The organism is Pseudomonas morbosilactucae, assembly GCF_023241715.1.
Classification (GTDB): Bacteria; Pseudomonadota; Gammaproteobacteria; order Pseudomonadales; family Pseudomonadaceae; genus Aquipseudomonas; species Aquipseudomonas morbosilactucae.
On the sequence record NZ_JALQCW010000059.1, the window covers coordinates 93,630 to 115,795 of the forward strand.

At 60.6% G+C, this 22,166-nt stretch carries 26 protein-coding genes; 13 read left to right on the forward strand and 13 right to left on the reverse strand.

The genetic code is table 11. The features are described from left to right. Positions 1-45: 45 nt before the first annotated feature. Positions 46-480, reverse strand: a complete 435-nt coding sequence (locus M1B34_RS21545) for a PilZ domain-containing protein (protein WP_268266189.1) — start codon at positions 478-480, stop codon at positions 46-48. On the opposite strand from M1B34_RS21545, the gene M1B34_RS21550 reads away from it, so the two are divergent. The 5 genes from M1B34_RS21550 to cysB all read left to right on the forward strand — a co-directional run bounded on the left by M1B34_RS21550 (position 479) and on the right by cysB (position 4,434). Next, positions 479-865, forward strand: coding sequence for a thioredoxin family protein (locus M1B34_RS21550; RefSeq protein WP_268266175.1), 387 nt, complete (start codon positions 479-481; stop codon positions 863-865). The genes M1B34_RS21545 and M1B34_RS21550 overlap by 2 nt on opposite strands. Continuing rightward, on the forward strand, positions 865-1,821 hold the full coding sequence (locus tag M1B34_RS21555; protein ID WP_268266176.1) for a putative 2-dehydropantoate 2-reductase: 957 nt from the start codon (positions 865-867) through the stop codon (positions 1,819-1,821). Before M1B34_RS21550 ends, M1B34_RS21555 begins: the two co-directional genes overlap by 1 nt. Positions 1,822-1,844: 23 nt before the next feature. Further along, a complete protein-coding gene (locus M1B34_RS21560) occupies positions 1,845-2,750 on the forward strand; it encodes a 5'-nucleotidase (RefSeq protein ID WP_123328246.1) in 906 nt (301 codons plus the stop codon). Positions 2,751-2,846: 96 nt separating this feature from the next. Continuing rightward, positions 2,847-3,347 carry a universal stress protein gene (locus M1B34_RS21565; RefSeq protein ID WP_123328245.1) on the forward strand — a complete coding sequence of 167 codons (501 nt, stop codon included), beginning with the start codon at positions 2,847-2,849 and terminating at the stop codon, positions 3,345-3,347. Positions 3,348-3,459: 112 nt separating this feature from the next. Continuing rightward, a complete protein-coding gene (gene cysB, locus M1B34_RS21570) occupies positions 3,460-4,434 on the forward strand; it encodes an HTH-type transcriptional regulator CysB (protein WP_123328244.1) in 975 nt (324 codons plus the stop codon). 12 nt (positions 4,435-4,446) lie between these two features. Here the strand turns inward: cysB and M1B34_RS21575 are convergent, their stop codons facing one another. Then, positions 4,447-4,929 (reverse strand): GreA/GreB family elongation factor, encoded by a 483-nt coding sequence (locus tag M1B34_RS21575; RefSeq protein WP_268266177.1) that lies wholly within the window; start codon positions 4,927-4,929, stop codon positions 4,447-4,449. A 2-nt stretch (positions 4,930-4,931) separates the two neighbouring features. Next, on the reverse strand, positions 4,932-5,330 hold the full coding sequence (locus M1B34_RS21580; RefSeq protein WP_123328242.1) for a hypothetical protein: 399 nt from the start codon (positions 5,328-5,330) through the stop codon (positions 4,932-4,934). Between the two features lie 124 nt (positions 5,331-5,454). On the opposite strand from M1B34_RS21580, the gene earP reads away from it, so the two are divergent. Continuing rightward, positions 5,455-6,588 (forward strand): elongation factor P maturation arginine rhamnosyltransferase EarP, encoded by a 1,134-nt coding sequence (gene earP / locus M1B34_RS21585; RefSeq protein WP_268266178.1) that lies wholly within the window; start codon positions 5,455-5,457, stop codon positions 6,586-6,588. 48 nt (positions 6,589-6,636) lie between these two features. Next, complete coding sequence (locus M1B34_RS21590; protein ID WP_123328240.1) at positions 6,637-7,209, forward strand: elongation factor P; 573 nt, start codon at positions 6,637-6,639, stop codon at positions 7,207-7,209. An 84-nt stretch (positions 7,210-7,293) separates the two neighbouring features. Here the strand turns inward: M1B34_RS21590 and M1B34_RS21595 are convergent, their stop codons facing one another. The 3 genes from M1B34_RS21595 to M1B34_RS21605 form a co-directional block, all read right to left on the reverse strand. After that, positions 7,294-7,713, reverse strand: a complete 420-nt coding sequence (locus M1B34_RS21595) for an organic hydroperoxide resistance protein (protein ID WP_268266179.1) — start codon at positions 7,711-7,713, stop codon at positions 7,294-7,296. 222 nt (positions 7,714-7,935) lie between these two features. Next, positions 7,936-8,397, reverse strand: coding sequence for a MarR family winged helix-turn-helix transcriptional regulator (locus M1B34_RS21600; RefSeq protein ID WP_268266180.1), 462 nt, complete (start codon positions 8,395-8,397; stop codon positions 7,936-7,938). An 84-nt stretch (positions 8,398-8,481) separates the two neighbouring features. Further along, positions 8,482-9,447, reverse strand: a complete 966-nt coding sequence (locus M1B34_RS21605; protein WP_123328237.1) for a LysR family transcriptional regulator — start codon at positions 9,445-9,447, stop codon at positions 8,482-8,484. Positions 9,448-9,551: 104 nt separating this feature from the next. Between M1B34_RS21605 and M1B34_RS21610 the strand changes: the two genes are divergently transcribed. Beyond that, the gene (locus M1B34_RS21610; protein ID WP_123328236.1) at positions 9,552-10,301 is read left to right on the forward strand and encodes a sulfite exporter TauE/SafE family protein; all 750 of its coding nucleotides are present in this window, start codon (positions 9,552-9,554) and stop codon (positions 10,299-10,301) included. Here M1B34_RS21610 and M1B34_RS21615 read toward each other — a convergent pair. Next, a complete protein-coding gene (locus M1B34_RS21615; RefSeq protein ID WP_268261590.1) occupies positions 10,291-11,145 on the reverse strand; it encodes a LysR substrate-binding domain-containing protein in 855 nt (284 codons plus the stop codon). The genes M1B34_RS21610 and M1B34_RS21615 overlap by 11 nt on opposite strands. Before the next feature lie 96 nt (positions 11,146-11,241). Between M1B34_RS21615 and M1B34_RS21620 the strand changes: the two genes are divergently transcribed. Both M1B34_RS21620 and M1B34_RS21625 read left to right on the forward strand, forming a co-directional pair. After that, positions 11,242-11,463, forward strand: coding sequence for a DUF1127 domain-containing protein (locus M1B34_RS21620; protein WP_123328797.1), 222 nt, complete (start codon positions 11,242-11,244; stop codon positions 11,461-11,463). A 64-nt stretch (positions 11,464-11,527) separates the two neighbouring features. After that, entirely contained in the window at positions 11,528-12,742 is a 1,215-nt protein-coding gene (locus tag M1B34_RS21625; protein WP_268266181.1) for a winged helix-turn-helix domain-containing protein, read from the forward strand. Positions 12,743-12,776: 34 nt separating this feature from the next. Here the strand turns inward: M1B34_RS21625 and M1B34_RS21630 are convergent, their stop codons facing one another. Continuing rightward, positions 12,777-14,123: a class II 3-deoxy-7-phosphoheptulonate synthase gene (locus M1B34_RS21630; RefSeq protein WP_123328233.1), complete on the reverse strand. Its 1,347-nt coding sequence runs from the start codon at positions 14,121-14,123 to the stop codon at positions 12,777-12,779. Between the two features lie 161 nt (positions 14,124-14,284). On the opposite strand from M1B34_RS21630, the gene M1B34_RS21635 reads away from it, so the two are divergent. Continuing rightward, entirely contained in the window at positions 14,285-15,040 is a 756-nt protein-coding gene (locus M1B34_RS21635; protein ID WP_123328232.1) for a spermidine synthase, read from the forward strand. A gap of 47 nt (positions 15,041-15,087) precedes the next feature. Here the strand turns inward: M1B34_RS21635 and M1B34_RS21640 are convergent, their stop codons facing one another. Both M1B34_RS21640 and M1B34_RS21645 read right to left on the reverse strand, forming a co-directional pair. Beyond that, positions 15,088-15,879, reverse strand: a complete 792-nt coding sequence (locus M1B34_RS21640; RefSeq protein ID WP_268266182.1) for a crotonase/enoyl-CoA hydratase family protein — start codon at positions 15,877-15,879, stop codon at positions 15,088-15,090. Further along, complete coding sequence (locus M1B34_RS21645; RefSeq protein ID WP_185039059.1) at positions 15,876-16,187, reverse strand: hypothetical protein; 312 nt, start codon at positions 16,185-16,187, stop codon at positions 15,876-15,878. Before M1B34_RS21645 ends, M1B34_RS21640 begins: the two co-directional genes overlap by 4 nt. 110 nt (positions 16,188-16,297) lie before the next feature. Between M1B34_RS21645 and M1B34_RS21650 the strand changes: the two genes are divergently transcribed. Beyond that, positions 16,298-17,971 carry a DEAD/DEAH box helicase gene (locus M1B34_RS21650; protein WP_123328230.1) on the forward strand — a complete coding sequence of 558 codons (1,674 nt, stop codon included), beginning with the start codon at positions 16,298-16,300 and terminating at the stop codon, positions 17,969-17,971. Positions 17,972-18,082: 111 nt separating this feature from the next. On the opposite strand, the gene M1B34_RS21655 is transcribed toward M1B34_RS21650, so the two are convergent. Then, complete coding sequence (locus M1B34_RS21655; RefSeq protein ID WP_268266183.1) at positions 18,083-18,850, reverse strand: DODA-type extradiol aromatic ring-opening family dioxygenase; 768 nt, start codon at positions 18,848-18,850, stop codon at positions 18,083-18,085. A gap of 102 nt (positions 18,851-18,952) precedes the next feature. Between M1B34_RS21655 and M1B34_RS21660 the strand changes: the two genes are divergently transcribed. After that, positions 18,953-19,621 carry a thiopurine S-methyltransferase gene (locus M1B34_RS21660; protein WP_268266184.1) on the forward strand — a complete coding sequence of 223 codons (669 nt, stop codon included), beginning with the start codon at positions 18,953-18,955 and terminating at the stop codon, positions 19,619-19,621. Positions 19,622-19,695: 74 nt separating this feature from the next. Here the strand turns inward: M1B34_RS21660 and htpX are convergent, their stop codons facing one another. Together htpX and M1B34_RS21670 are read right to left on the reverse strand one after the other, a co-directional pair. Then, positions 19,696-20,583 carry a protease HtpX gene (gene htpX / locus M1B34_RS21665; RefSeq protein WP_123328227.1) on the reverse strand — a complete coding sequence of 296 codons (888 nt, stop codon included), beginning with the start codon at positions 20,581-20,583 and terminating at the stop codon, positions 19,696-19,698. Between the two features lie 300 nt (positions 20,584-20,883). Next, positions 20,884-22,095, reverse strand: coding sequence for a pyridoxal phosphate-dependent aminotransferase (locus tag M1B34_RS21670; protein ID WP_123328226.1), 1,212 nt, complete (start codon positions 22,093-22,095; stop codon positions 20,884-20,886). Between the last annotated feature and the right edge of the window lie 71 nt (positions 22,096-22,166).

The window sequence follows — 22,166 nt, forward strand, 5'->3', positions numbered from 1 at the left end:
CGTTACCCGGTGACTCGACAATGGGCAGACAGGGGTTTTATCCCGCTAAGGCTGCACAAAAGCCTGACGGACCTGTTCATGGGAAAAATCTTCGGCATGCTGCTGAACCCACTCCAGTGCCAGCGCCTGCATCTGCTGTTGTTCGGCCTTGGGTTCATGCATGCGGCAATAGCGCTCGATCTGGAAAACCTGTTCGCCCATTCGCGCACCAAACAGGGTCTGTTCATCGACAAAGGCGATGCCCACCAGGTAGCCATGCTTGCGCCTTAGGCACCAGGCCACATAACCGTGATAACAGATGTGCTCGCCCAGAGAGGGCATGCGTACCTCCAGCGCCGTACCGCGGCGCCAGGCCCGGTGGTAATTGCAAGCCATGCCGCCGAGGCTGATAGTGTGCAGCCGCTGACGGGAAATACACGAGTGTTTACGTAAGGTCAGCTCGACCGGAACATCATCAGGATGAGGTAAAAAACGTCCCATGAGCGTGGACTCCAAGTCTCAGCTATTTGACATTGTTTCAGCCAGTATAGTGGCCGAACTGGAACTGACTGATTTCGATGCAGACCAACGGTTGCTGGCGTTGAGCGGGGTTTCGCTGGTGATTTTCACCAGCCCCGGTTGTGCCAGTTGCCGCTGGGCTCGTCAGCAACTTCCAGGCCTGAAATTGCCAATCGACCGTTTGTGCTGGATCGATGCCGGGAACAACGGTGGCGTGGTGCAGCGTTATCAGGTTTTTCATTTGCCCGCGTTGTTCGTGGTGCGCGATGGCGAGTTTTACGGTGCCGTGCATTCGCGGCTGAATGCCCGTGAGCTCAGCGAAACCCTGGAGCAGGCGCTGAACAGAACCCCGGAGGAGTTGCCTTGATGGAGTCAAACCAGAAGCCGCGTATCGGCATTATCGGTACCGGTGCGATCGGTGGGTTTTATGGGCTGATGCTGGCCCGAGCAGGTCTCGATGTGCACTTTCTGCTGCGCAGTGATTTCTCCGCCGTGGTCGAGTACGGGCTGCAACTTAACAGCGCCGTGCATGGTGCGTTGAACCTGAACCCGGTCCAGGCCTACCGCGCTGCTGAAGACATGCCGCCTTGTGATTGGCTGCTGGTGGGCACCAAGACCACGGGCAATATCGATTTGGCGCCGACGATCGTTCAGGCATCGGCTCCGGGTGCAAAGGTGCTGTTGCTGCAAAATGGCCTCGATGTTGAAGAGGACCTGCGGCGCCTGTTGCCCGACTCGCTGCACCTGCTGGGCGGTCTGTGCTTTATTTGCGTGAGTCGCTCTGGGGCCGGCCTGATCGAGCATCAGGCGCTGGGGGCGGTTCATCTGGGTTACCACAGCGGTCCTGCCGCCGAAAACGAGCCTCTGCGCCAGGGGATCGTCGAGGAGGGCGCTGCGCTGTTCCGCCAGGCGGGCGTCGACGCTCTGGCCATGGGCAACCTGCAACAGGCGCGCTGGCAAAAGCTGGTGTGGAACGTGCCTTACAACGGCTTGTCGGTGTTGCTCAAGGCCAGCACGGCGCCCTTGATGGCTGATGCCAGCAGCCGCGCATTGATCCTGGCCTTGATGGACGAAGTGGTACAGGGCGCCAGAGCCTGCGGCCACCACCTGCCTGACGGTTATGCGGAGCAGCTGTTCAACATGACCGAAAAAATGCCTGATTATTGGCCGAGCATGTATCACGACCATGTGCATAAACGTGCGCTGGAGTTGGCTGCCATCTATGGGGCGCCCCTGGCGGCTGCTCGGGCGGCGGGCTGCGAGTTGCCGAGAATCGAGGCCTTGTTCCAGGCCTTGAGTTTTATCGATCGACACAACGCTTGACGCCGTCAGGCAGGGAGTAAGGCATGGCAAAGGGCTTGGGTGGCAAATTGGTGGTGGCGATTTCATCGCGAGCCTTGTTCGATCTGAGTGACAGCCACAAGGTCTATCTGGCCGAGGGGGTCGAAGCCTACCGGCAGTATCAGATCGAACATGAAGAGGAGGTCCTCGAGCCTGGCGATGCCTTTCTCCTGGTCAAGAAGCTGCTCAGCCTGAATGCCAGCCTGGGGCGCGCACGGGTCGAGGTGGTGCTGGTTTCGCGCAACAGTGCGGACACTGGTCTGCGGGTGTTCAACTCAATCCAGCACTACGGCCTGGATATTTCCCGAGCGGCTTTTGTCGGCGGGCGTAGCCCCTATCCTTATCTGGCGGCGTTCGGTTGCGACCTGTTTCTGTCGACCCATGCGGAAGATGTGCGCAATGCACTGGGTGCGGGGTTTGCTGCGGCGACGATTCTGTCCGGCGGCGCACAACGGGCGGCCAATGCCGAATTGCGCATCGCCTTCGACGGCGATGCGGTGCTGTTCTCCGATGAATCGGAGCGAGTCTATCAACTGGGTGGGTTGGAAGCCTTTCAGGCCAATGAGCGTGAGTCGGCACGCCAGCCGTTACCGGGCGGCCCGTTCAAAGGCTTCCTGGCGGCACTGAACCTGCTGCAGGGCGAATTTCCCAACGATGCCTGTCCAATTCGCACGGCCCTGGTCACGGCGCGATCGGCTCCGGCCCACGAGCGGGTGATTCGTACCTTGCGTGAGTGGGACATTCGCCTGGATGAGTCGCTGTTCCTCGGCGGCTTGGAGAAGGCGGCGTTTCTTGAGGCATTCGCTGCCGACGTGTTTTTCGATGATCAGGCGGGTCACTGCGAGTTGGCTCGTGAAGTGGTTGCCACCGGTCACGTGCCCCACGGCATCAGTAACGAGAGCCAGGCGTAAAGCCCCGCAGCACAAGGTTTTGCGCCAGGCCTCGCAGTCTTCCGGGCGCTGCTAAGCTGAATCAATCTCCGCCATCTTGGCAGTTGAGGAGGTCATATGATTCGTTCGATGCTGTATGCCACTGACCTCGGTCTGTATGCACCTTATGTGATGCAGCACGCGCTGGAACTGGCTCGAACGTTCAATGCCGACTTACATGTGGTGCACGCCGTGGAGCCCATGGGGCTATTTGCCGAGTCCGTGCTGCAGAGCTATCTCGACGAGCAAGCGCTGAACGAGTTCCACAAGCAGGGGCTGAGCACGGTCATGGCCAGTATCGAGCAGCGAGTGCTCGACAGCTTTCGAGAGGAGTTGGGTGAGGATTTGCAGGAGCTGACGCTGATTCAGTCTGTGCGGGTTTTCCAGGGCGATCCTTCCCAGGTCATTCTCGAGCAGGCGGCGAAACTCTCTGTGGATTTGTTGATCGTAGGAAGTCACACCCATGGCGCAGGGGCTGAAACGCCTTTGGGCAGAACCGCCGCACGGGTCTTGCAACTGGCCAAAGTGCCGGTGTACCTGGTGCCGTTGGTGCAGCGGCGGCGTCTCGGAGATCTATAGGGATGGATTGGAAAAATCTGATAAAAAAGTTCTAGATTTATTCATTCAACCATTAATATAGTTATATCTCGTCGCTGATACCCGTGGCGTCTACCTGCTTTGAGGGATTCATATGAAGCTTCAACAATTGCGCTACATCTGGGAAGTGGCGCACCACGACCTCAACGTCTCCGCTACCGCCCAAAGCCTTTACACCTCCCAACCAGGTATCAGTAAGCAGATCCGCCTGCTCGAAGACGAGCTGGGCGTCGAAGTCTTCGCCCGCAGCGGCAAGCACCTGACCCGCGTCACTCCGGCCGGCGAGCGAATCATCACCACCGCTGGCGAAATTCTGCGCAAGGTCGAAAGCATCAAGCAGATCGCCCAGGAGTTCTCCAACGAGAAGAAGGGCACCCTGTCGATCGCCACCACTCACACCCAGGCTCGTTATGCCCTGCCGCCGGTGATCAGCAGCTTTATCAAGCAGTACCCCGATGTCGCCTTGCACATGCACCAGGGCTCGCCGATGCAGATCGCCGAGATGGCCGCTGACGGCACGGTGGATTTTGCAATCGCCACCGAAGCTCTGGAGTTGTTCGGTGACCTGGTGATGATGCCGTGCTACCGCTGGAACCGTTGCGTGGTCGTGCCTCAGGGGCACCCGCTGACCAAGTTGCCGAAACTCACCCTCGAAGCACTCGCTGAATACCCGATTGTGACTTACGTTTTCGGTTTCACCGGGCGTTCCAAGCTCGACGAGGCTTTCAGCCATCGCGGCCTGACCCCGAAAGTGGTGTTTACCGCCGCCGACGCCGACGTCATCAAAACCTACGTACGCCTTGGACTGGGCGTAGGCATCGTCGCCAAGATGGCGGTCGACACCAAGCTCGACAATGACCTGGTGGTGCTGGATGCCAGCGAGCTGTTCGAGTCGAGCATCACCAAGATCGGTTTCCGTCGCGGCACCTTCCTGCGTGGCTTCATGTGCGACTTCATCGAGAAGTTCGCTCCGCACCTGACCCGCGAAGTGATGGCCAAGGCCATCCAGTGCCACAACAAGCAGGAACTGGAAGAGCTGTTCGACGGCGTTGAATTGCCGGTGCACTGATTCCCGTCGGGCCTACTTGACCTCGGTGACAGCAAACTGTTGCCGAGTACCCGCCACCACAATCTCCACGTCATCCCCTTCGAACTTGCCCAGCAGGTTTTTACCCAGCGGCGAGCGCGGGGTGATGACGGTGATCAATTGCCCCACCACGTAGACTTTCAATCCCGCCCCATCCGGCGCGAGAAACAGCCATTGTTCATGGCCGTGTTCGTCCTCCAACCCCAATAACGCACCGACTTGAATACCCTGTTGCTCATCGTAGGGGCGCAAGGTCAGGTTCTGGCAGAGGGTCAACGCTTGGCGAATTTCTTCGACGCGTTTGGCCTGACCGGCCGCTAGGTAAGAGGCTTCAAGCCCCAGGGTGTCGTACTTGTTCTCGGCGATGTTTTCTTCGTGGGTCGCGGTTTCGTAAGCGGTTTGCGCCGCGCGCTGGGCAATGTCGAGATCGTCCCGGAGCTTTTCCAGAATCAGTTGATGGACAGCGGATTTGTTCATGGTCAGTCGCAGAATTGCAGGACGTTGGCCCGGCTTTTTTCGGTGGGCGCCGTCTGGTCCTGCTGCAGCCAGAACTGGCATTTGGGGTTGGACTGGTTACGCAGGCTATTGCGTGCGTTATCCAAGGCCTGTTGTTGCTCGTTTTTGCGCAGGTTTTCCTGATACTGCTCGAACATCGGGTTCGCTGCCGGCGGTTCCACCACGACTGGTGGCTTGGCCAGTTGTTGCACCGCCTGAGCCACCGGAGCCAGTTGCTGCTCGAACAGAAAACGTGAGGCCAGCCAGCAGGTCAGGGCGATTGCCAGAAAACCCAGCCACAGGCCCAGGGCGATACTGCCGCTCAGCGCCAGCCCGTTCAGGCGGATACTCAGGGCGCGGCGAGGTGGGGTGCGATAGGGCATGGCTGCCTCCTGGCGGGTGATAGGTTGCGAGGCCTGATTGTCGCACGAAGATTAATCGACGTTGGCTCTTCTGCGCAGGGGGATTTATGCGGACAATCGGCGCCTTTGCCAATCGGAGCCCGGAATGAAAGCCTCCTGGGATATTTTCTGCAGTGTCGTCGATAACTACGGCGATATCGGCGTGACCTGGCGCCTGGCCCGACAGTTGGTGGCCGAGCATCAATACCAGGTGCGCTTGTGGGTCGATGACTTGCGTGCCTTCGAGCGTATGTGCCCGCAGATCGATACCGACCTGGCCCGCCAATGGCAGGCCGGCGTCGAAGTATGCCATTGGTCGGCCGATTGGGTTGCTGTGCCGGCGGCGGACGTGGTGATCGCCGCGTTCGCTTGCCAATTGCCCTCGGTCTATATGGAAGCCATGGCCGCGCGCGCGCAGAGCCCGTTGTGGTTGAACCTGGACTACCTCAGCGCCGAGGAGTGGGTCAGCGGTTGCCACGGCTTGCCGTCGGTCAAATACAAGCAGGTACAAAAGTACTTCTTTTTCCCCGGCTTCCAGCCGGGAACCGGTGGATTGCTGCGTGAGGCCGGGTTGCTTGAGCGGCGTCGCAGCTTTCAACAAGACCTTTCACAGCAGCAGGCATTCTTGGCGGGTTTGCAGGTTTTCCCCGCCGCGCAAGCGCGCCTGATCTCGTTGTTCGCCTATGAGAATGGCGGCCTGGCCAGTTGGCTGGATGCGTTGGCCGCTGACAGTCGTCCCACTCATCTGCTGGTGCCCGAGGGGCGGATTCTCGCGGATGTGCAGCGCTGGCTGGGGGAGGGGGAGGTTGCCGTCGGCACCCTGCAAACGCGCGACGCCCTGACCGTGCAAGTGCTGCCATTCGTCCGTCAGGACGATTACGACCGGCTGCTATGGTGCTGCGAGTTCAACGCCGTGCGCGGCGAAGACTCGTTCGTCCGTGCGCAATGGGCGGGGCGCCCCATGCTGTGGCACATCTATCGGCAGGACGACGACATCCACCTGGACAAGCTCGACGCCTTTCTTGAACGCTACACACGGGGTTTATCGGCAGAAGCCAAGAGTGCAGTGCTCGCCCTGTGGCAGGCGTGGAACACCGAGGCAAACATGGCGGCGAGCTGGAAAAACCTGCTGCAACACTGGCCCGAAGTCGCTGCCCACAGTGAACAGTGGTGTCTGGAACAAGCCTTGCAGGCCGATCTTGCTGCGGCGCTGGTGCAGTTTTACCTAAATTGGATATGATACGCGGCCTAGATTTTTGTAAATCCCATCCAAATTCGGATATTCGCAATGAAAACTGGTAAAGAACTCAAACCCGGTACCGTGATCCGTATCGACAACGATCCTTGGCTGGTTCAGAAAGCTGAATTCACCAAGTCCGGTCGTAACAGCGCGATCATGAAGACCAAGCTGAAGAACCTGCTGACCGGTTACAAGACCGAAACCGTTTACGGTGCGGACGACAAACTGGACGACGTGATCCTGGATCGCAAAGAAGCGACCCTGTCGTTCATCAGCGGCGACACCTACACGTTCATGGATACCACTGACTACACCATGTACGAGCTGAACGCCGAAGACATCGAAGCGGTTCTGCCGTTCATCGAAGAAGGCATGACTGACGTGTGCGAAGCGGTGTTCTTCGACGACCGTCTGGTTTCCGTTGACCTGCCGACCACCATCGTGCGTCAGGTTGACTACACCGAAGGTTCCGCTCGCGGCGACACTTCGGGCAAGGTGATGAAGCCTGCCAAACTGAAAAACGGTACCGAGCTGAGCGTTGCAGATTTCGTTGAAATCGGCGACTGGATCGAGATCGATACCCGCGAAGGTGGCTCCTACAAGGGCCGCGCCAAGGTCTAAGCCTGGCTTAAACCGCGCGAACGAAAAAGCCCGACCATTGAGTCGGGCTTTTTTGTGCCTGGCGTTTGCCGTTTGCAATCAGGATCAGACGCTGACGTGCAGGCGTACATCGACATTGCCACGGGTGGCGTTGGAGTACGGGCAGACTTGGTGGGCGGCGTCCACCAGGCTTTGTGCGTCGGCTTGTTCCAGGCCGGGCAGGCTGACGTGCAGGTCGATGTCCAGGCCGAAACCGCCAGGGATCTGACCGATACCCACATGGGCAGTGATCGAGGCGTCATCCGGGATCTTGCGTTTGCTTTGGCTGGCGACGAATTTCAGGGCGCCGATAAAGCAGGCCGAGTAGCCAGCGGCAAACAACTGCTCGGGATTGGTGGCCTGGCCACCTGCGCCGCCCAGTTCTTTGGGAGTAGCGAGTTTGACGTCGAGGATGTTGTCGTTGGAAACGGCGCGACCATCACGGCCACCTGTAGCAGTAGCGACGGCGGTGTAGAGAGTTTGCATGGCGGTAACCTCTGTCAGTGTGATTATTTGCGCTAAATGTTTGTGCGCTAAGTAAGTACGAAGAAAATATATAGCGCTAATATTTAGTGCGCAAGATATATTTTTTGAAATCGCCTCGCCATGGCCTGAAAATCGTTACAGGTAATTGATTTATATATGTTTTTAAAAAGCACTATTTTGTCGATCGACCCTGTTTGGTCGGTCACGGAGTAACCGCCTGGCTTAAAGGCTGCCTTGCAGATGGCTGCGCAGGGTCAGCAGGTCGGCCTGCAATTGGCGCAATTGCTCCAGGGTCTGACCGCTGGCGCCCAGGATGCACTGCGGAATGCCACGGGCTTTGTCTCGCAGGGCTCGTCCCTGGTCTGTCAGTTCAACAATCACCACCCGTTCATCTTCACGGCTGCGGGTGCGGCTGAGCAGGCCTTCGGCTTCCAGGCGCTTGAGCAGCGGGGTCAGAGATCCGGGATCGGTGAGCAAGCGGCTGCTGATCTCGCCGACGGTCAGTCCGTCTCGCTCCCAGAGCACCATCATCGCCAGGTACTGTGGATAAGTCAGTCCCAGGGCCTGGAGCAGAGGTTTGTAGACTTTGGTCATCAACAGTGAGGTGGAGTGCAGGGCAAAGCACACCTGATTATCCAGCAGCAGGTCGTCGCAGTTATCCGGGGTGGAACGTTCAGTGGTCATCTGAGGGCCTTGATCATTAAGCGTCCTGAATCTAGCGGGCAAATCTTTAATGCGCCAGGTAATTCTACCGGCGGTGTTCGTCGCTCATTGCTCACCGTTTCCGCCCATGCTGCTTTGCAGGGCCAAGTCCCAGGGGGGAATGGGGCTGAAGCGGGTCTTGAGGTACTCAAGCAGCAAACGGCTGCGGGCGTTGGTGTGTTGTTCCAGGCGCAAAGCGTAGATGCCGGCGCTTTCGGGCTTGGGCAGGCCGTTGTCACAAAACAGAGGCAGCAATTCGCCCCGCAGCAGGTACTCGCTGGCCAGCCAGGTGGGCAGGTGGGCAATGCCCAGACCCGCCAAGGCCCCGGAGAGCAAGGCTTCGGCGTTGTTGGCGCTCATGCGGATGCGGTTCGGGCGATGACTGTGCAGTTGCCCATCGCGCTCGAAACGCCAGGCGAACAGCGGGGCCAGGCCATCCCAGTCGAGGCCGTCATGTTCCCGTAACTCGCCTGGATGAGCCGGCGTGCCGCGGCGTTTCAGGTACTCCGGGCTGGCGCAGGCGATACGCACAATGCTCGCCAGCGGGGTGGCGATCATCCGCGTGTCGACCATTTGCCCGGCGCGCAGCACCAGGTCGACCTTGCCCAAATGCGAGCCCTGCATGTCGACGAAGCTATCGATCAGGTGCAGGTGTACGTCCAGCCCGGGGTAAACCCCAAGAAAGTCGGCAATGGCGGGCGCCAGGTGGCGGCGACCGAACGCTGCCGGTGCGTCCACGCGGATCAGCCCTTCCGGCGCATGGCTCAGGGAAACCGCCTCTGCCCGGGCCAACTGCAACTCGGCGACAATCCGTCGTGCTCGTTCGGCGAAGGCCTGGCCAGCGGGCGTTGGGACCACCGCATGGGTGGTGCGCATGAACAGCTTGCTGCCCAGTGCGTTTTCCAGGGTGTCGATGCGCCGAGCCACCGCCGAAGGGGTCAGCGGGTGGCGGCGGGCCGCCGCGGAAAAGCTGCCGGCCTCCATGACATCAAGGAACAGCCCGAGCTGATCGGTAAGGGTATTGGGGTTCATGGCATGTGCTTGTGCGAGATTGGCACAGCCATTGTGCGTTGCTGTGCGTTTCCGCACCAGTGCTGACTGGGTAGCATGCGAGGCTTGAGGCGAGGAGTGCGACATTGATTGAGTTAGTGATGTATTTGTTACTGGGCGCGGCGCTGGGCACCGTGGGTGGCTTGTTCGGGATTGGCGGCGGTTTGATCGCAATTCCGGTGCTGGGCGTCTGGTTTGGCCTGGACCAGCAAATTGCCCAGGGGACGGCCCTGGTGATGGTGGTACCCAACGTCATGTTGGCGCTGTGGCGCTACCACCAGCGCAATCGCATCGAGTTGCGGCATGCCTTGCCTCTGGCCGTGATGGGCTTCACCTTTGCCTGGCTCGGTTCGATCTGGGCGGTCGGCATCGATGCCCAATTGATGCGCATCGGTTTTGTGGTGTTTTTGGTGGTCCTGTCGGCATACAACCTGGTGCGGATGTTCGTGGGTAATCGTCCGGCGTCGGCACAGATGCGCTATTCGTGGCCCTGGCTGGGTGTGCTCGGGGCCGCTTCCGGCGCCATGGGCGGGCTGTTTGGTGTGGGTGGTGCGGTGGTGGCCACGCCGGTGCTGACCAGTATTTTCGGCACCACCCAGGTGGTTGCCCAGGGCTTGTCCCTGGCCCTGGCCCTGCCGAGCACTGGGGTGACCCTGGTGACCTACGGTGTGCACCATCAGGTGGACTGGTCCATCGGCTTGCCCTTGGCCATCGGCGGCCTGCTGAGCATCAGTTGGGGGGTGAAAGTCGCTCATGGAATGCCCGAGCGCCTGCTGCGCGGCCTGTTCTGCGGCTTCCTGGTGCTCTGCGCGGTGATGCTCGCCTTTAAAGTTTGAAGCCTTCGACGATGTGCTCGGCCAGGCATTCAGTGATGGGCGAAGGGTGGTTGAGGTTACGCAGCAGCATGATGCTGGCCTCAGGCAACAGGGGCAGGCCTTCGGCTTCGCCAAGGATGCGCATGTCCGGGGTGATCAGGCTTTCCAGCTGGGCGGTGATCGCCAGCCCGGCGCTGACCACTGCCATGAGTGCGGACAGGCTGGAGCTGTTGTAAGCCACCCGATAATCGCGCCCGGCGGCATCCAGGGCATTGCACGCCCAAGCTCGGCAAAAGCAGTCGCTGTTGAACATCGCCAGGGGCAGGGGCGTTTGCTCGTGGGCGCAGAAACCCTGGGCCTGGGCCCAGACAAAACGCTCCTTGCGCAGCAGTTGGCCGATTTCACTGCCCGGCTCTCGGGTGACGATGGACAGGTCCAGGTCCTGGCGTTGCAGCAGTTGCTTGGAAGACTCGCAATGCACTTCGATCTGGATCAGCGGGTAGGACTGGGCGAAGCGCGAGAGGATGCCCGGCAGGAAGCGCATTACATAATCATCCGGGGTGCCGATGCGCACGGTGCCGATCATGTGTGGTTCGCGCAGGGTATTGAACACCTCGCTGTGCAGTTTCAGGATGCGACGCGCGTACCCCAGCAGCACCTGGCCCTCGGCAGTCAACTTGACCTGACGGCCATCGCGCTGGAACAGCTGGCGCTGCAGGACGTCCTCCTCCAGGCGCTTCATCTGCATGCTCACTGCCGATTGGGTGCGATTGACGTGCTCCCCGGCCTTGGTGAAGCCGCCTTGATCGGCAATGGCGACAAAGGTGCGCAGGACGTCGGTATCGATACTGGGGAACTGGGACACTCATCAAGCTCCGAGATGTATTGCATAAGAAACATTCGTTGGATTGATCTTATTCCTCGCGAGAGACTTTCGTCATCCCCAACGGAGGGCAAGATGATGAAAGGTCAAAAAGGTTATGTGCTGGCACAGAAATTCTCGCTTCAGGGCTTCTCCCTCAGCCGGTTGTGGCACAGGGTGTGGCGTTGGCATCAGCTCAATAATGAGCGGGCCATGCTGGCCAGCTTGAGCGATGACGCACTCAAGGATTTGGGCCTGAGTCGGGCCGATGTGGAGCATGAAGCGGTGCGCCGGTTTTGGGATGACCCGCTGCAAAAATGAGCACGAAAGCGCTACACAAGCCGCTTCTTGCTGAGGTAGTTTGCGGGCTGACCAGGAGAATGCGATGCCCGCAGAACTGTCTTTTTCCCTCAAACAGGCTCGGCGACTGGCCTTGGCAGCCCAAGGGTTTTCCGGGCGCCAGCCGCCGGCAACGATCAAGTCGGCCCAGGTCAACCGCCTGATCGAGCGTTTGGGCGTGCTGCAGATCGATTCGGTCAACGCCTTGGTGCGCTCGCACTACCTGCCATTGTTCTCGCGACTGGGCCACTACGCACCGCAGTTGCTCGACCAGGCCGCCTGGAGCCAGGGACGCCAGCGCACGCTTTTCGAGTATTGGGGGCACGAGGCGTCGCTCTTGCCGCTGGAGATGTACCCGCTGATGGGCTGGCGCATGCAGCAGGCACGCCAAGGGCAGGGCATTTATGGCCAGTTGGCGCGTTTTGGCCTTGAGCAGCAGGCGACCATTCGCCAGGTATTGGCAGCGGTCGAGACCCAAGGGGCATTGGGGGCTGGCAGCCTGTCGACCCGGCAGGAACGGGCCGGGCCCTGGTGGGACTGGAGCGCGGAAAAAATGGCCCTGGAATGGCTCTTTGCCGCCGGCGAAGTCACGGTGGCCGGGCGTCGTGGTTTCGAGCGCTTGTATGACGTGCCCGAACGCGTGATTCCCCAGCGGATTCTGCAGCGTTCCTCCCTTAGCGAGGCTGAGGCGCAGCGCGGTTTGCTACTGCACGCGGCGACGGCGTTGGGCGTGGCCACGGAAAAGGACTTGCGCGATTACTTTCGCCTGACGCCGGCTGAGAGTGGGGCGCGCCTGGCTGAGCTGCTGGAGGATGGCCAACTGCAACTCTGTAATGTGCAAGGTTGGCGGCAGCCGGCTTATTGCCTGCCAGCGCCCAAGGTGCCGCGCAAGGTCGAGGCCAGTGCCCTGCTGTCACCCTTTGACTCGTTGATCTGGGAGCGCAGCCGAACCGAGCGGCTGTTCGACTTCCGCTATCGGCTGGAGATCTATACCCCGCAGCACAAGCGGGTCTACGGCTACTACGTGCTGCCGTTCCTGTACCACGAGCGCATTGCCGCACGTGTCGACCTGCGCGCCGAACGGGCCCAGGGCCGTCTGGCGGTGCACGCGGTGCATGAAGAAGTGCCTGGGCTGGATGACGCCGGGATGCAGGCGCTGGCCTTGAACCTGCGGCAACTGGCCGACTGGCTGGGGCTGGCGGACATCCAGCTCAATTGCCAGCGGGCCAGTGCCCAGCGTTTGCGTGGGCTACTGGTTTAAACCGGCCCGCTTCCGACAGGCGCGGGCCGGGCTCTCAGCGCTTGACCTGCTTCAAGGTCTCGGCAATCAGGAACGCCAGTTCCAGGGACTGGTCGGCGTTCATCCTTGGGTCGCAATGGGTGTGGTAGCGGTCTGATAGGCCGTCTTCGGTGATCGGCCGTGCGCCGCCGATGCACTCGGTGACGTTTTGCCCGGTCATCTCGATATGGATGCCGCCGGCGTAGCTGCCCTCGGCCTGGTGCACCTGGAAGAACTGCTTCACCTCATTGAGGATTTGCGCAAAGTCCCGGGTCTTGTAGCCACTACTGGCCTTGATGGTGTTGCCGTGCATCGGGTCGGAGCTCCACAGCACCTTTTTGCCTTCACCTTCCACGGCGCGGATCAGCTGTGGCAGGTGATCGCCGACCTTGTTGGCGCCCATGCGCACGATCAGGTTGAGGCGCCCAGGGTCATTGTCCGGGTTGAGGATGTCGATCAGGCGCAGCAACTCCTCGGTGTTCATGCTCGGGCCGACCTTGACCCCGATCGGGTTGTGCACCCCGCGCAGGAACTCCACATGGGCACCGTCCAACTGACGGGTGCGGTCGCCGATCCACAGCATGTGGGCCGAGCAGTCGTAGTAGTCGTTGGTCAGGCTGTCACGGCGCACGAAGGCTTCTTCGTAATTCAGCAGCAGCGCTTCGTGGGCGGTGAAGAAGCTGGTCTCACGCAGTTGTGGCGAACTGTCCATGCCGCAGGCGCGCATGAAGGCCAGGGTTTCATCGATGCGGTCGGCCAACTGGCTGTACTTCTCGGCCAGGGCCGAGTTGGCGATAAAGTCCAGGTTCCATTTATGCACTTGATGCAGGTCGGCAAAGCCGCCCTGGGCGAAGGCCCGCAGCAGGTTCAGGGTGGCCGTGGCCTGGTGGTACGACTGCAGCAGGCGGTCCGGATCGGGCACCCGACTCTTTTCGTCGAAACCGATACCGTTGACGATGTCGCCACGGTACGCCGGCAGGGTCACGCCATTGATGGTTTCATCGTTGGCCGAGCGCGGCTTGGCAAACTGGCCGGCCATGCGCCCCACCTTGACCACCGGGCAGCCGGCGGCAAAGGTCATGACAATCGCCATTTGCAGCAGGACCTTGAAGGTGTCGCGGATTTTGGCCGCCGAGAACTCGGCGAAGCTTTCTGCGCAATCACCGCCCTGCAAGAGAAAGGCGCGGCCCTGGGTGACCTCGGCAAACTGGCGGCGCAGCTCCCGCGCCTCACCGGCAAACACCAGCGGCGGATAGCTGGCCAGGGTCTGCTCGACCTGCAGCAAATGTGCAGCGTCCGGGTAGTGGGGTTGCTGCTGGATCGGCAAGGCGCGCCAGCTGTCAGGACTCCAGGGTTGGCTCATCGTCGGCTCAAGTGTTTACGGTGGGGGCAGGCATGTTAGCAGTAATTTAGTGCGTGACCTGCTCCGCTTGGTTGGCCGACAATCGCGCCTTTCCCGCTCACGGTCGAGCGGCTGGTTGATCGCGATGGCGAGGTTGAGCCCCATCGCAGCTAGGAGATGACATGACTGAGGAGCGCGTCGAGCGCCTGCTCGCCGAAGTGCATGATGAGTTCGGCATGATCCGGGTGCTGGAAGTGGCGGACTACCGCTTTCTCGAGTTTGGCGATGCCATCGAGCAAAGCTGTGTGTTCACTGCCGACCCGAGCTGGCTGGAGTACGACTACACCCGCGCCATGCTGATTGGCGCCCTGTGCCACGAGGCGCCGGAGAGTGCGCTGTTCCTCGGCCTGGGCGCCGGCACCCTGACTCAGGCGTGCCTGAAGTTCCTGCCCCTGGAAGACGTTGAAGCCATTGAGCTGCGCCCGGATGTGCCGCGTCTGGCCATCGAATATTTGGGGCTGGATGACGATCCACGTCTCTATATAAGAGTCGGGGATGCCCTGGAGCTGCTGGACAGCGCCGAGTCTGCCGATCTGATCTTTGTCGACCTGTACACCGACGTCGGTCCGGGCGTCGGGCACTTGGCGTGGGGGTTCCTGGAAAACTGCCAGAAACGCCTCAACCCGGGTGGCTGGCTGGTGATCAACCAGTGGGCCACCGATGATGGCAAGCCGCTGGGGGCGGCCTTGTTGCGCGGGTTGTATCACCGGCACTACTGGGAGCTGCCGGTGAAGGAGGGTAATGTGATCCTGATCGTGCCCGCCGATCTGGACCAGGAACTGGACCGAGCGGCCTTGATTGAGCGTGCCGAGATCCTGGCCCCGCGCCTGGGTTATTCGTTGCTGCCACTGATCAAGGCCATTCGTCCGGCCACCTGATACCCGTCGTCGATTGGCTGGCGCAGCTTAATGACCCGTTGCGCCGATCAACAGCCTTTGAACACCCCGGGCCGTCTCTCGACCATGGCCCGCACGCCTTCCTTGGCGTCCTCGCTGTTGAGCAGTTTTTTCACCAGGGGCGGTAACCCTTGGGCGGCGGCGGTTTCGCCCTCCAGCCGGGCCTGGCGCGCGGACATCAAGGTGGCCTGCACCCCCAGCGGGGCCTGGCGGGCGATTCGCTCGGCCAGTTCAATGGCCCGCGGCAGCAAGTCCTCGCTGGCCATAACCTCCTGGACCAGCCCGAGGCGCAGGGCGTCATGGGCGTCGAATTCGTCACCGGTGAGCAGCCAGCGCATGGCATTGCCCCAGCCGGCAATCTGATGCAGGCGCAGCGTCGCACCGCCAAACGGAAAAATCCCCCGCTGGACCTCCATCTGGGCAAAGCGCGTATTACTGGCACACAGGTTGATATCGGCAGCGAGCATCAACTCGATGCCAATGGTCAGGCAGTAGCCCTGCACCGCAACAATCACCGGCTTGCTGACCCTGGGCCCGGCAAATACGCCCCAGGGGTCGCAACCGCCGGTCGGCGCCTGCCAGCCTTCGGCCATGGCGGCGCCAACATTGGCCAAGTCCAGCCCAGCGGTAAAATGCTCACCGTGGCCGAACACCACCGCCACCCGTGCTTCGCTGCTGGCCTCGAACTCGCCATAGGCCAGGCTTAGCTGGTTCAGCAACGCCAGGTCGAAAGCGTTGCGTTTGGCGACCCGGTCCAGGCCAATGAGGAACAGATGACCCTGCTGTTCACGGCTGACGCGACTGCTGCTGGGCTGACTCATGGCGCATTTCCTCGGGTGGCGGAGAGGGTTCGGACCGACGGTTCCAGGCTACTGGGTGAACCGTTTAAGCTTGATGACCAACAGGGGCGGGCCTTTGCAAAATAGACCTTTGCCGGACGCTGCGCAAAGCCCGTTCCACAGAGGCGTTCAGCGGATTTTTCCGATAAAAAAAACTCCCTTTTTTGAGTAATTCCGGTATAGTGCGCGCCGGCCTTTAGACGGGCCACGTTTAGGTATTGCAATTCCCCGAAGTCAGCTTCGGCTGCTTGTCCGCTGCGCGGGCTATCCTTGACGATCCATTCATTCAATCGTTTTCGCAAATCCCCGCCGACAAAGCTGCCAGGGCGACTCTTGAGTCTTACACGGCATGCGCAGCTTTGGAGCATGGGTCTTTGCGGATGCACTTAGAGGCAGACCCATGACCCAGGAAATCGGCGGCTTCGCCGCTCTTGAACTTCATCCCAATATTGTCGCTGCAGTAGTCGCTACCGGCTATGAAGAGCCTTCGGCCATTCAGCAGCAGTCGATCCCGATCATCCTTGCCGGTCACGATATGATTGGCCAGGCGCAAACCGGTACCGGTAAAACCGCCGCGTTCGCCCTGCCTATCCTGCACCGCATCGATCCGTCCAAGCGCGAGCCGCAAGCTCTGATCCTGGCCCCAACCCGTGAGTTGGCGCTGCAAGTTGCAACCGCTTTCGAAACCTACGCCAAGCAAATGCCGGGCGTAACTGTTGTGGCTGTCTACGGCGGCGCGCCGATGGGCCCACAATTGAAAGCAATCCGTAATGGCGCACAGATTGTTGTCGCCACCCCGGGCCGTCTGTGCGACCACCTGCGTCGCGACGAAAAAGTCCTCGCTACTGTGAACCACCTGGTTCTCGACGAAGCGGACGAAATGCTCAAGCTGGGCTTCATGGATGACCTGGAAGTCATCTTCAAGGCCATGCCTGAGTCCCGCCAGACTGTATTGTTCTCGGCCACTCTGCCGCAATCGATTCGTGCCATCGCTGAGCGCCACCTGCGCGATCCGAAGCACGTGAAGATCCAGAGCAAGACCCAGACCGTGACCGCGATTGAGCAGGCTCACTTGCTGGTTCACGCTGATCAGAAGACTTCTGCCGTTCTCAGCTTGCTGGAAGTGGAAGATTTCGACGCCCTGATCATGTTCGTGCGCACCAAGCAAGCGACCCTGGACCTGGCCAGCGCCCTGGAAGCCAAAGGCTACAAAGCCGCTGCGCTGAACGGTGACATTGCCCAGAACCAGCGTGAGCGTGTGATCGATTCCCTCAAGGATGGCCGTCTGGACATCGTTGTGGCGACTGACGTTGCTGCTCGTGGCCTGGACGTACCGCGCATCACCCACGTATTCAACGTGGACATGCCGTACGACCCGGAATCCTACGTTCACCGTATCGGCCGTACCGGCCGTGCCGGTCGCGAAGGTCGTGCGCTGCTGCTGGTGACTCCACGTGAGCGCCGCATGCTGCAAGTGATCGAGCGTGTAACCGGTCAGAAGGTTGCTGAAGTTCGCCTGCCGGACGCCCAGGCCGTTCTTGATGCTCGCATCAAGAAGCTGACCAACAGCCTGTCGCCGCTGGTCGCTGATGCTGAATCGACCCACGGTGAGCTGCTGGATCGCTTGACCGCCGACATCGGTTGCAGCCCGCGTGCCCTGGCCGCTGCGCTGCTGCGCAAGGCCACCAATGGCCAAGCGCTGAACCTGGCGGCCATCGAGAAGGAACGCCCACTGGTGCCGAACAACGCACCACGTGGTGACCGTCCTGAGCGTACCGGTGATCGTCCGGACCGTGGTGATCGTGAGCGTCGTGCGCCGATCCCGCTGGCTGAAGGCCGTGCTCGCTGCCGTACCGCGCTAGGCGCGCGTGACGGTATCGCTGCCAAGAACCTGCTGGGCGCCATCCTCAACGAAGGTGGCCTGGCACGTGAAGCGATCGGTCGCATCCAGGTGCGTGACAGCTTCTCCCTGGTGGAGCTGCCGGAAGATGGTCTGGAGAAACTGCTGACCAAGCTGAAGGACACTCGCGTTGCCGGTAAGCAGTTGAAGCTGCGTCGCTACCGCGAAGATTGATCCGCCCACGGGCTGATTGATCGAACATAAAAAATCCCCGACTGGTTCGGGGATTTTTTTTGCCTGGGGTTTGCCCAGCCAGGCAGTAAGTGGGTTTGTACAGGTGAATCGTCAGCCAAAGCGGTAGATGTCCATCCCCAACGCTCCCAGGGTGAAACCTTGGTGGGCAACACTGAAGTCACCCCCGGCACCCCGGGCGAAATACAGCGGCAGCAGGTGTTCATCGCTGGGGTGACTGCGCACGGCATGGGGCGCCCGTTTCCGGTAGTCGTGCAGGGCCGGCTCATCGTTGGCCGCCAGATGCTCGATCATCCAGTCGCGAAAGGCCTTGGCCCAGGATTCGATGCTTTCCGGGCCAGCGTGCCAATCCAGCTCCCGCAAGTTGTGGGTGATGCTGCCGGAACCGATCAGCAGTACGCCTTGTTCCCTCAGGCTGGTCAGGGCGTGACCGACGCGAGTCTGCAGGGCAGGACCCAGGTGGCTGGGCAGCGACAGCTGAATCACCGGGATATCCGCCTGCGGGTACATCAGCGACAGCGGCACCCAGGCGCCGTGGTCGAAGGGGCGCGTGTGATCAAGCTGTGCGGGTAGGCCATCCGCCTGGAGCAACTCCACCACCTGCGCCGCCAGCTCGGGGCTTCCCGGGGCCGGGTACTGCACGGCGAACAGGGCAGGGGGGAAACCACCGAAGTCGTGCCAGGTTTCTGGCTGAGGGTGGGCGCTGACCCGCAGGTCCTGGCTTTCCCAGTGGGCTGAAACCACCAGGATCGCCTTGGGTCGTGGCAACTGTGCTGCCAGGTTGGCCAGGGCAGGGCCGCTGGCGCCGGGCTCCAGGGCCAGCATCGGTGAACCGTGAGAGATAAACAGGCTGGGCAGCATGAATAAGGTCCTGAGCGTTAAGATGCGCCATCTTCAATCAGATCATTGATCTAAATCTAATATAAGTTTCAGGGCTTTTTAATCGAATTCACGGGAGGATTTATGCAGCCGGAGTTTTGGCACAAGCGTTGGGCGAGCGACCAGATCGGCTTCCACTTGGCGCAGGTGAACCCTTATTTGCAGTCGTTATGGCCGTCGTTGGCCGTGGCCCAAGGGGCGCAGGTGTTGGTGCCACTGTGCGGCAAAAGCCTGGACCTGATGTGGCTGGCCAATCGCGGGCATCGCGTACTGGGCGTAGAGCTCTCGGAGAAAGCGGTGGAAGGCTTCTTCCACGAACAAGGGTTGGCGCCAACGGTCACTCAACAGGGGGCGTTCAAGGTCTACCAGGACGGTTTGATCCAGTTGTGGTGCGGTGACGTCTTTGCCTTGCGCGCAGAGGATGTTGCGGGCGTTGCCGGCTTCTATGACCGCGCGGCGCTGATTGCCTTGCCTCCTGAGATGCGTGAGCGCTATGCCGCGCACCTGCGCACCATTCTTCCCCGGGGCTGTGATGGCCTGCTGATTACCATGGACTACGACCAGGCGTTGATCGAGGGACCACCCTTTGCCGTGCTCGATGAGGAAGTCGAGCGTCTATTGAGCGCGCGCTGGCAGGTGGTGGTCCAGGGGCAGCGCGACATCCTGGGCGAGAGCGGGAAGTTTCTGCAAGCCGGCGTACCGCGTCTGGAAGAGCGGGCCTATCGCCTGGGCGACCTTCACGCCGCAGGGTAACCAACGCCTGGTTTTTGGGTGGCCATGCAAAAGGGCGACTTTCGTCGCCCTTTTGGGTGTTGCGCCAGTGGCTATCAGCCGCGGCGGCGCAGGGCCTCGATACGCTCTTCAAGCGGCGGGTGGCTCATGAACATGCGAGCCAGGCCTTGTTTCAGGCCACCGTTGATGCCGAAGGCATTCAGGGTGTCGGGCATATGCACCGGCAGGCCTTGTTCCGAACGCAGGCGCTGCAGGGCGCCGATCATGGCGCTGGTACCGGCCAGGCGGGCACCGGCTTCGTCCGCGCGGTATTCACGCTTGCGCGAGAACCACATGACGATGGCGCTGGCGAGGAAACCCAGTACCAGTTCGGCGAAGATGGTCGCCACGTAGTAGGCGATACCCTGGCCTTCTTCATTCTTGAAGATCACCTTGTCGACGAAGTTGCCGATGATGCGCGCGAAGAACATCACGAAGGTGTTCACCACGCCCTGAACCAGGGCCAGGGTCACCATGTCGCCGTTGGCAACGTGACCGATCTCATGGGCCAGTACGGCTTTCACTTCATCCGGAGAGAAACGCTCCAGCAAGCCTTGGCTGACGGCGACCAGTGCGTCGTTCTTGTTCCAGCCCGTGGCGAAGGCATTGGCTTCGTACGCCGGGAAAATACCCACTTCCGGCATCTTGATGCCCGCTTCCCGGGACAGTTGCTCCACGGTCTGCAGCAGCCATTGTTCATGGCGAGTGCGCGGTTGGGTGATGATCTGAGTGCTGGTGCTCATTTTCGCCATCCACTTGGAGATGAACAGCGAGAACAGGGAGCCGGCAAAACCAAAGACCGCACAGAAAATCAGCAGCTGATTGAGGTTGAGATCAACCCCATTGGCCGCCATGAACCCGTTGAAGCCGAAAAGGCTCAGGGTGATGCTGGCAATCAGCACGACCGCCAGGTTAGTGGCCAAAAACAGCAGGATTCGCATCATGGTTGTAGAAATCTCCTCATGCTAAAGATGTAGCGTACTGCGGGGTATATAAGGTGCGGCACCGGGCTATTCAACAGAGTGACTATTTCAAACTGTGTCGTATAGGCCGAGTTTAGACGCTTGCATGACGTTTCCACGGTGTCCGGGAACGTCGGGAAGGTGGTTGTTTCTGCCAGCCCTTGTGACCGTCGGTTTGGCGGAAAGTGCAAGCTTATAGAAGGGAGGTGGTGCAGGGGAGTGAAGATGTGTTGCTGAATTAATCGCAGTGCGACTGCGGAACAGTCGCACTGGCTAGCAAGCCTATTGGCGGTAGGTCTTGAGGAAACTTCCGATGCGGCCGATGGCTTGTTCCAGGTCGTCAACCCGCGGCAAGGTCACCACGCGGAAGTGGTCCGGCCATGGCCAGTTGAAGGCGGTGCCCTGAACCACCAAGAGTTTTTCCGAGAGCAAGAGGTCGAGCACGAACTTCTCGTCGTTGTGGATCGGGCACACCTTCGGGTCGATCCGCGGGAAGGCGTACAGCGCACCCATCGGCTTGACGCAACTGACCCCAGGAATGTCGTTGAGCAGTTCCCAGGTGCGGTTGCGCTGTTCCAGCAAACGGCCCTGCGGCAGCACCAGGTCGTTGATGCTCTGGTAGCCGCCGAGGGCGGTCTGGATCGCATGCTGGCTTGGTACGTTGGCGCACAGACGCATGTTGGCGAGCATGTCGATGCCTTCGATGTAGCTCTGGGCATTGTGCTTTGGCCCGGAAATCGCGATCCAGCCCGAGCGGAAACCCGCCACGCGGTACGACTTCGACAGACCGTTGAAGGTCAGGCAGAGCAGGTCGGGGGCCAGCGAAGCGGTGCAGATGTGCACGGCATCGTCGTAGAGGATCTTGTCGTAGATCTCGTCGGAGAACACCACCAGGTTGTGCTGGCGAGCCAGTTCGAGCATGCCCAGCAACACTTCCTTCGAGTACACCGCGCCGGTCGGGTTGTTCGGGTTGATGATCACCATGGCCTTGGTGTTCGGGGTGATCTTGGCCTTGATGTCGGCCAGGTCCGGGAACCAGTCGGCGCCTTCGTCGCACAGGTAATGCACTGCGTTACCGCCAGCCAGGCTGACGGCAGCGGTCCACAGCGGATAGTCTGGCGCCGGCACCAGCACTTCATCACCGTTGTTGAGCAGCGCCTGCAACGACATCACGATCAGCTCGGACACGCCGTTGCCCAGGTAGATGTCTTCGATGCCGACACCTTCAACCTGCTTCTGCTGGTAGTACTGCATGACCGCCTTGCGCGCGCTGAACAGGCCTTTGGAGTCGCTGTAGCCCTGGGCAGTCGGCAGGTTGCGGATCACATCCTGAAGGATTTCGTCCGGCGCTTCGAAACCAAAAGGCGCCGGGTTGCCGATGTTCAGCTTGAGGATGCGTTGGCCTTCCTCTTCCAGGCGTTTGGCGTGCTTGAGCACTGGGCCGCGAATGTCGTAGCAGACGTTGGCGAGCTTGTTCGATTTGCTGAACTGCATGGCGATGTGATCCCGAAAATGAACGATCCAGGCGGTGGATGAATGACCGCACTGGGAATCCTGCGTTTTCA

Coding starts and splice junctions, on each gene's coding strand:
- M1B34_RS21550 (WP_268266175.1), top strand. CDS start 479: ATGAGCGTGGACTCCAAGTCTCAGCTATTTGACATTGTTTCAGCCAGT.
- M1B34_RS21545 (WP_268266189.1), bottom strand. CDS start 480: ATGGGACGTTTTTTACCTCATCCTGATGATGTTCCGGTCGAGCTGACC.
- M1B34_RS21555 (WP_268266176.1), top strand. CDS start 865: ATGGAGTCAAACCAGAAGCCGCGTATCGGCATTATCGGTACCGGTGCG.
- M1B34_RS21560 (WP_123328246.1), top strand. CDS start 1,845: ATGGCAAAGGGCTTGGGTGGCAAATTGGTGGTGGCGATTTCATCGCGA.
- M1B34_RS21565 (WP_123328245.1), top strand. CDS start 2,847: ATGATTCGTTCGATGCTGTATGCCACTGACCTCGGTCTGTATGCACCT.
- cysB (WP_123328244.1), top strand. CDS start 3,460: ATGAAGCTTCAACAATTGCGCTACATCTGGGAAGTGGCGCACCACGAC.
- M1B34_RS21575 (WP_268266177.1), bottom strand. CDS start 4,929: ATGAACAAATCCGCTGTCCATCAACTGATTCTGGAAAAGCTCCGGGAC.
- M1B34_RS21580 (WP_123328242.1), bottom strand. CDS start 5,330: ATGCCCTATCGCACCCCACCTCGCCGCGCCCTGAGTATCCGCCTGAAC.
- earP (WP_268266178.1), top strand. CDS start 5,455: ATGAAAGCCTCCTGGGATATTTTCTGCAGTGTCGTCGATAACTACGGC.
- M1B34_RS21590 (WP_123328240.1), top strand. CDS start 6,637: ATGAAAACTGGTAAAGAACTCAAACCCGGTACCGTGATCCGTATCGAC.
- M1B34_RS21595 (WP_268266179.1), bottom strand. CDS start 7,713: ATGCAAACTCTCTACACCGCCGTCGCTACTGCTACAGGTGGCCGTGAT.
- M1B34_RS21600 (WP_268266180.1), bottom strand. CDS start 8,397: ATGACCACTGAACGTTCCACCCCGGATAACTGCGACGACCTGCTGCTG.
- M1B34_RS21605 (WP_123328237.1), bottom strand. CDS start 9,447: ATGAACCCCAATACCCTTACCGATCAGCTCGGGCTGTTCCTTGATGTC.
- M1B34_RS21620 (WP_123328797.1), top strand. CDS start 11,242: ATGAAAGGTCAAAAAGGTTATGTGCTGGCACAGAAATTCTCGCTTCAG.
- M1B34_RS21625 (WP_268266181.1), top strand. CDS start 11,528: ATGCCCGCAGAACTGTCTTTTTCCCTCAAACAGGCTCGGCGACTGGCC.
- M1B34_RS21630 (WP_123328233.1), bottom strand. CDS start 14,123: ATGAGCCAACCCTGGAGTCCTGACAGCTGGCGCGCCTTGCCGATCCAG.
- M1B34_RS21635 (WP_123328232.1), top strand. CDS start 14,285: ATGACTGAGGAGCGCGTCGAGCGCCTGCTCGCCGAAGTGCATGATGAG.
- M1B34_RS21640 (WP_268266182.1), bottom strand. CDS start 15,879: ATGAGTCAGCCCAGCAGCAGTCGCGTCAGCCGTGAACAGCAGGGTCAT.
- M1B34_RS21650 (WP_123328230.1), top strand. CDS start 16,298: ATGACCCAGGAAATCGGCGGCTTCGCCGCTCTTGAACTTCATCCCAAT.
- M1B34_RS21655 (WP_268266183.1), bottom strand. CDS start 18,850: ATGCTGCCCAGCCTGTTTATCTCTCACGGTTCACCGATGCTGGCCCTG.
- M1B34_RS21660 (WP_268266184.1), top strand. CDS start 18,953: ATGCAGCCGGAGTTTTGGCACAAGCGTTGGGCGAGCGACCAGATCGGC.
- htpX (WP_123328227.1), bottom strand. CDS start 20,583: ATGATGCGAATCCTGCTGTTTTTGGCCACTAACCTGGCGGTCGTGCTG.
- M1B34_RS21670 (WP_123328226.1), bottom strand. CDS start 22,095: ATGCAGTTCAGCAAATCGAACAAGCTCGCCAACGTCTGCTACGACATT.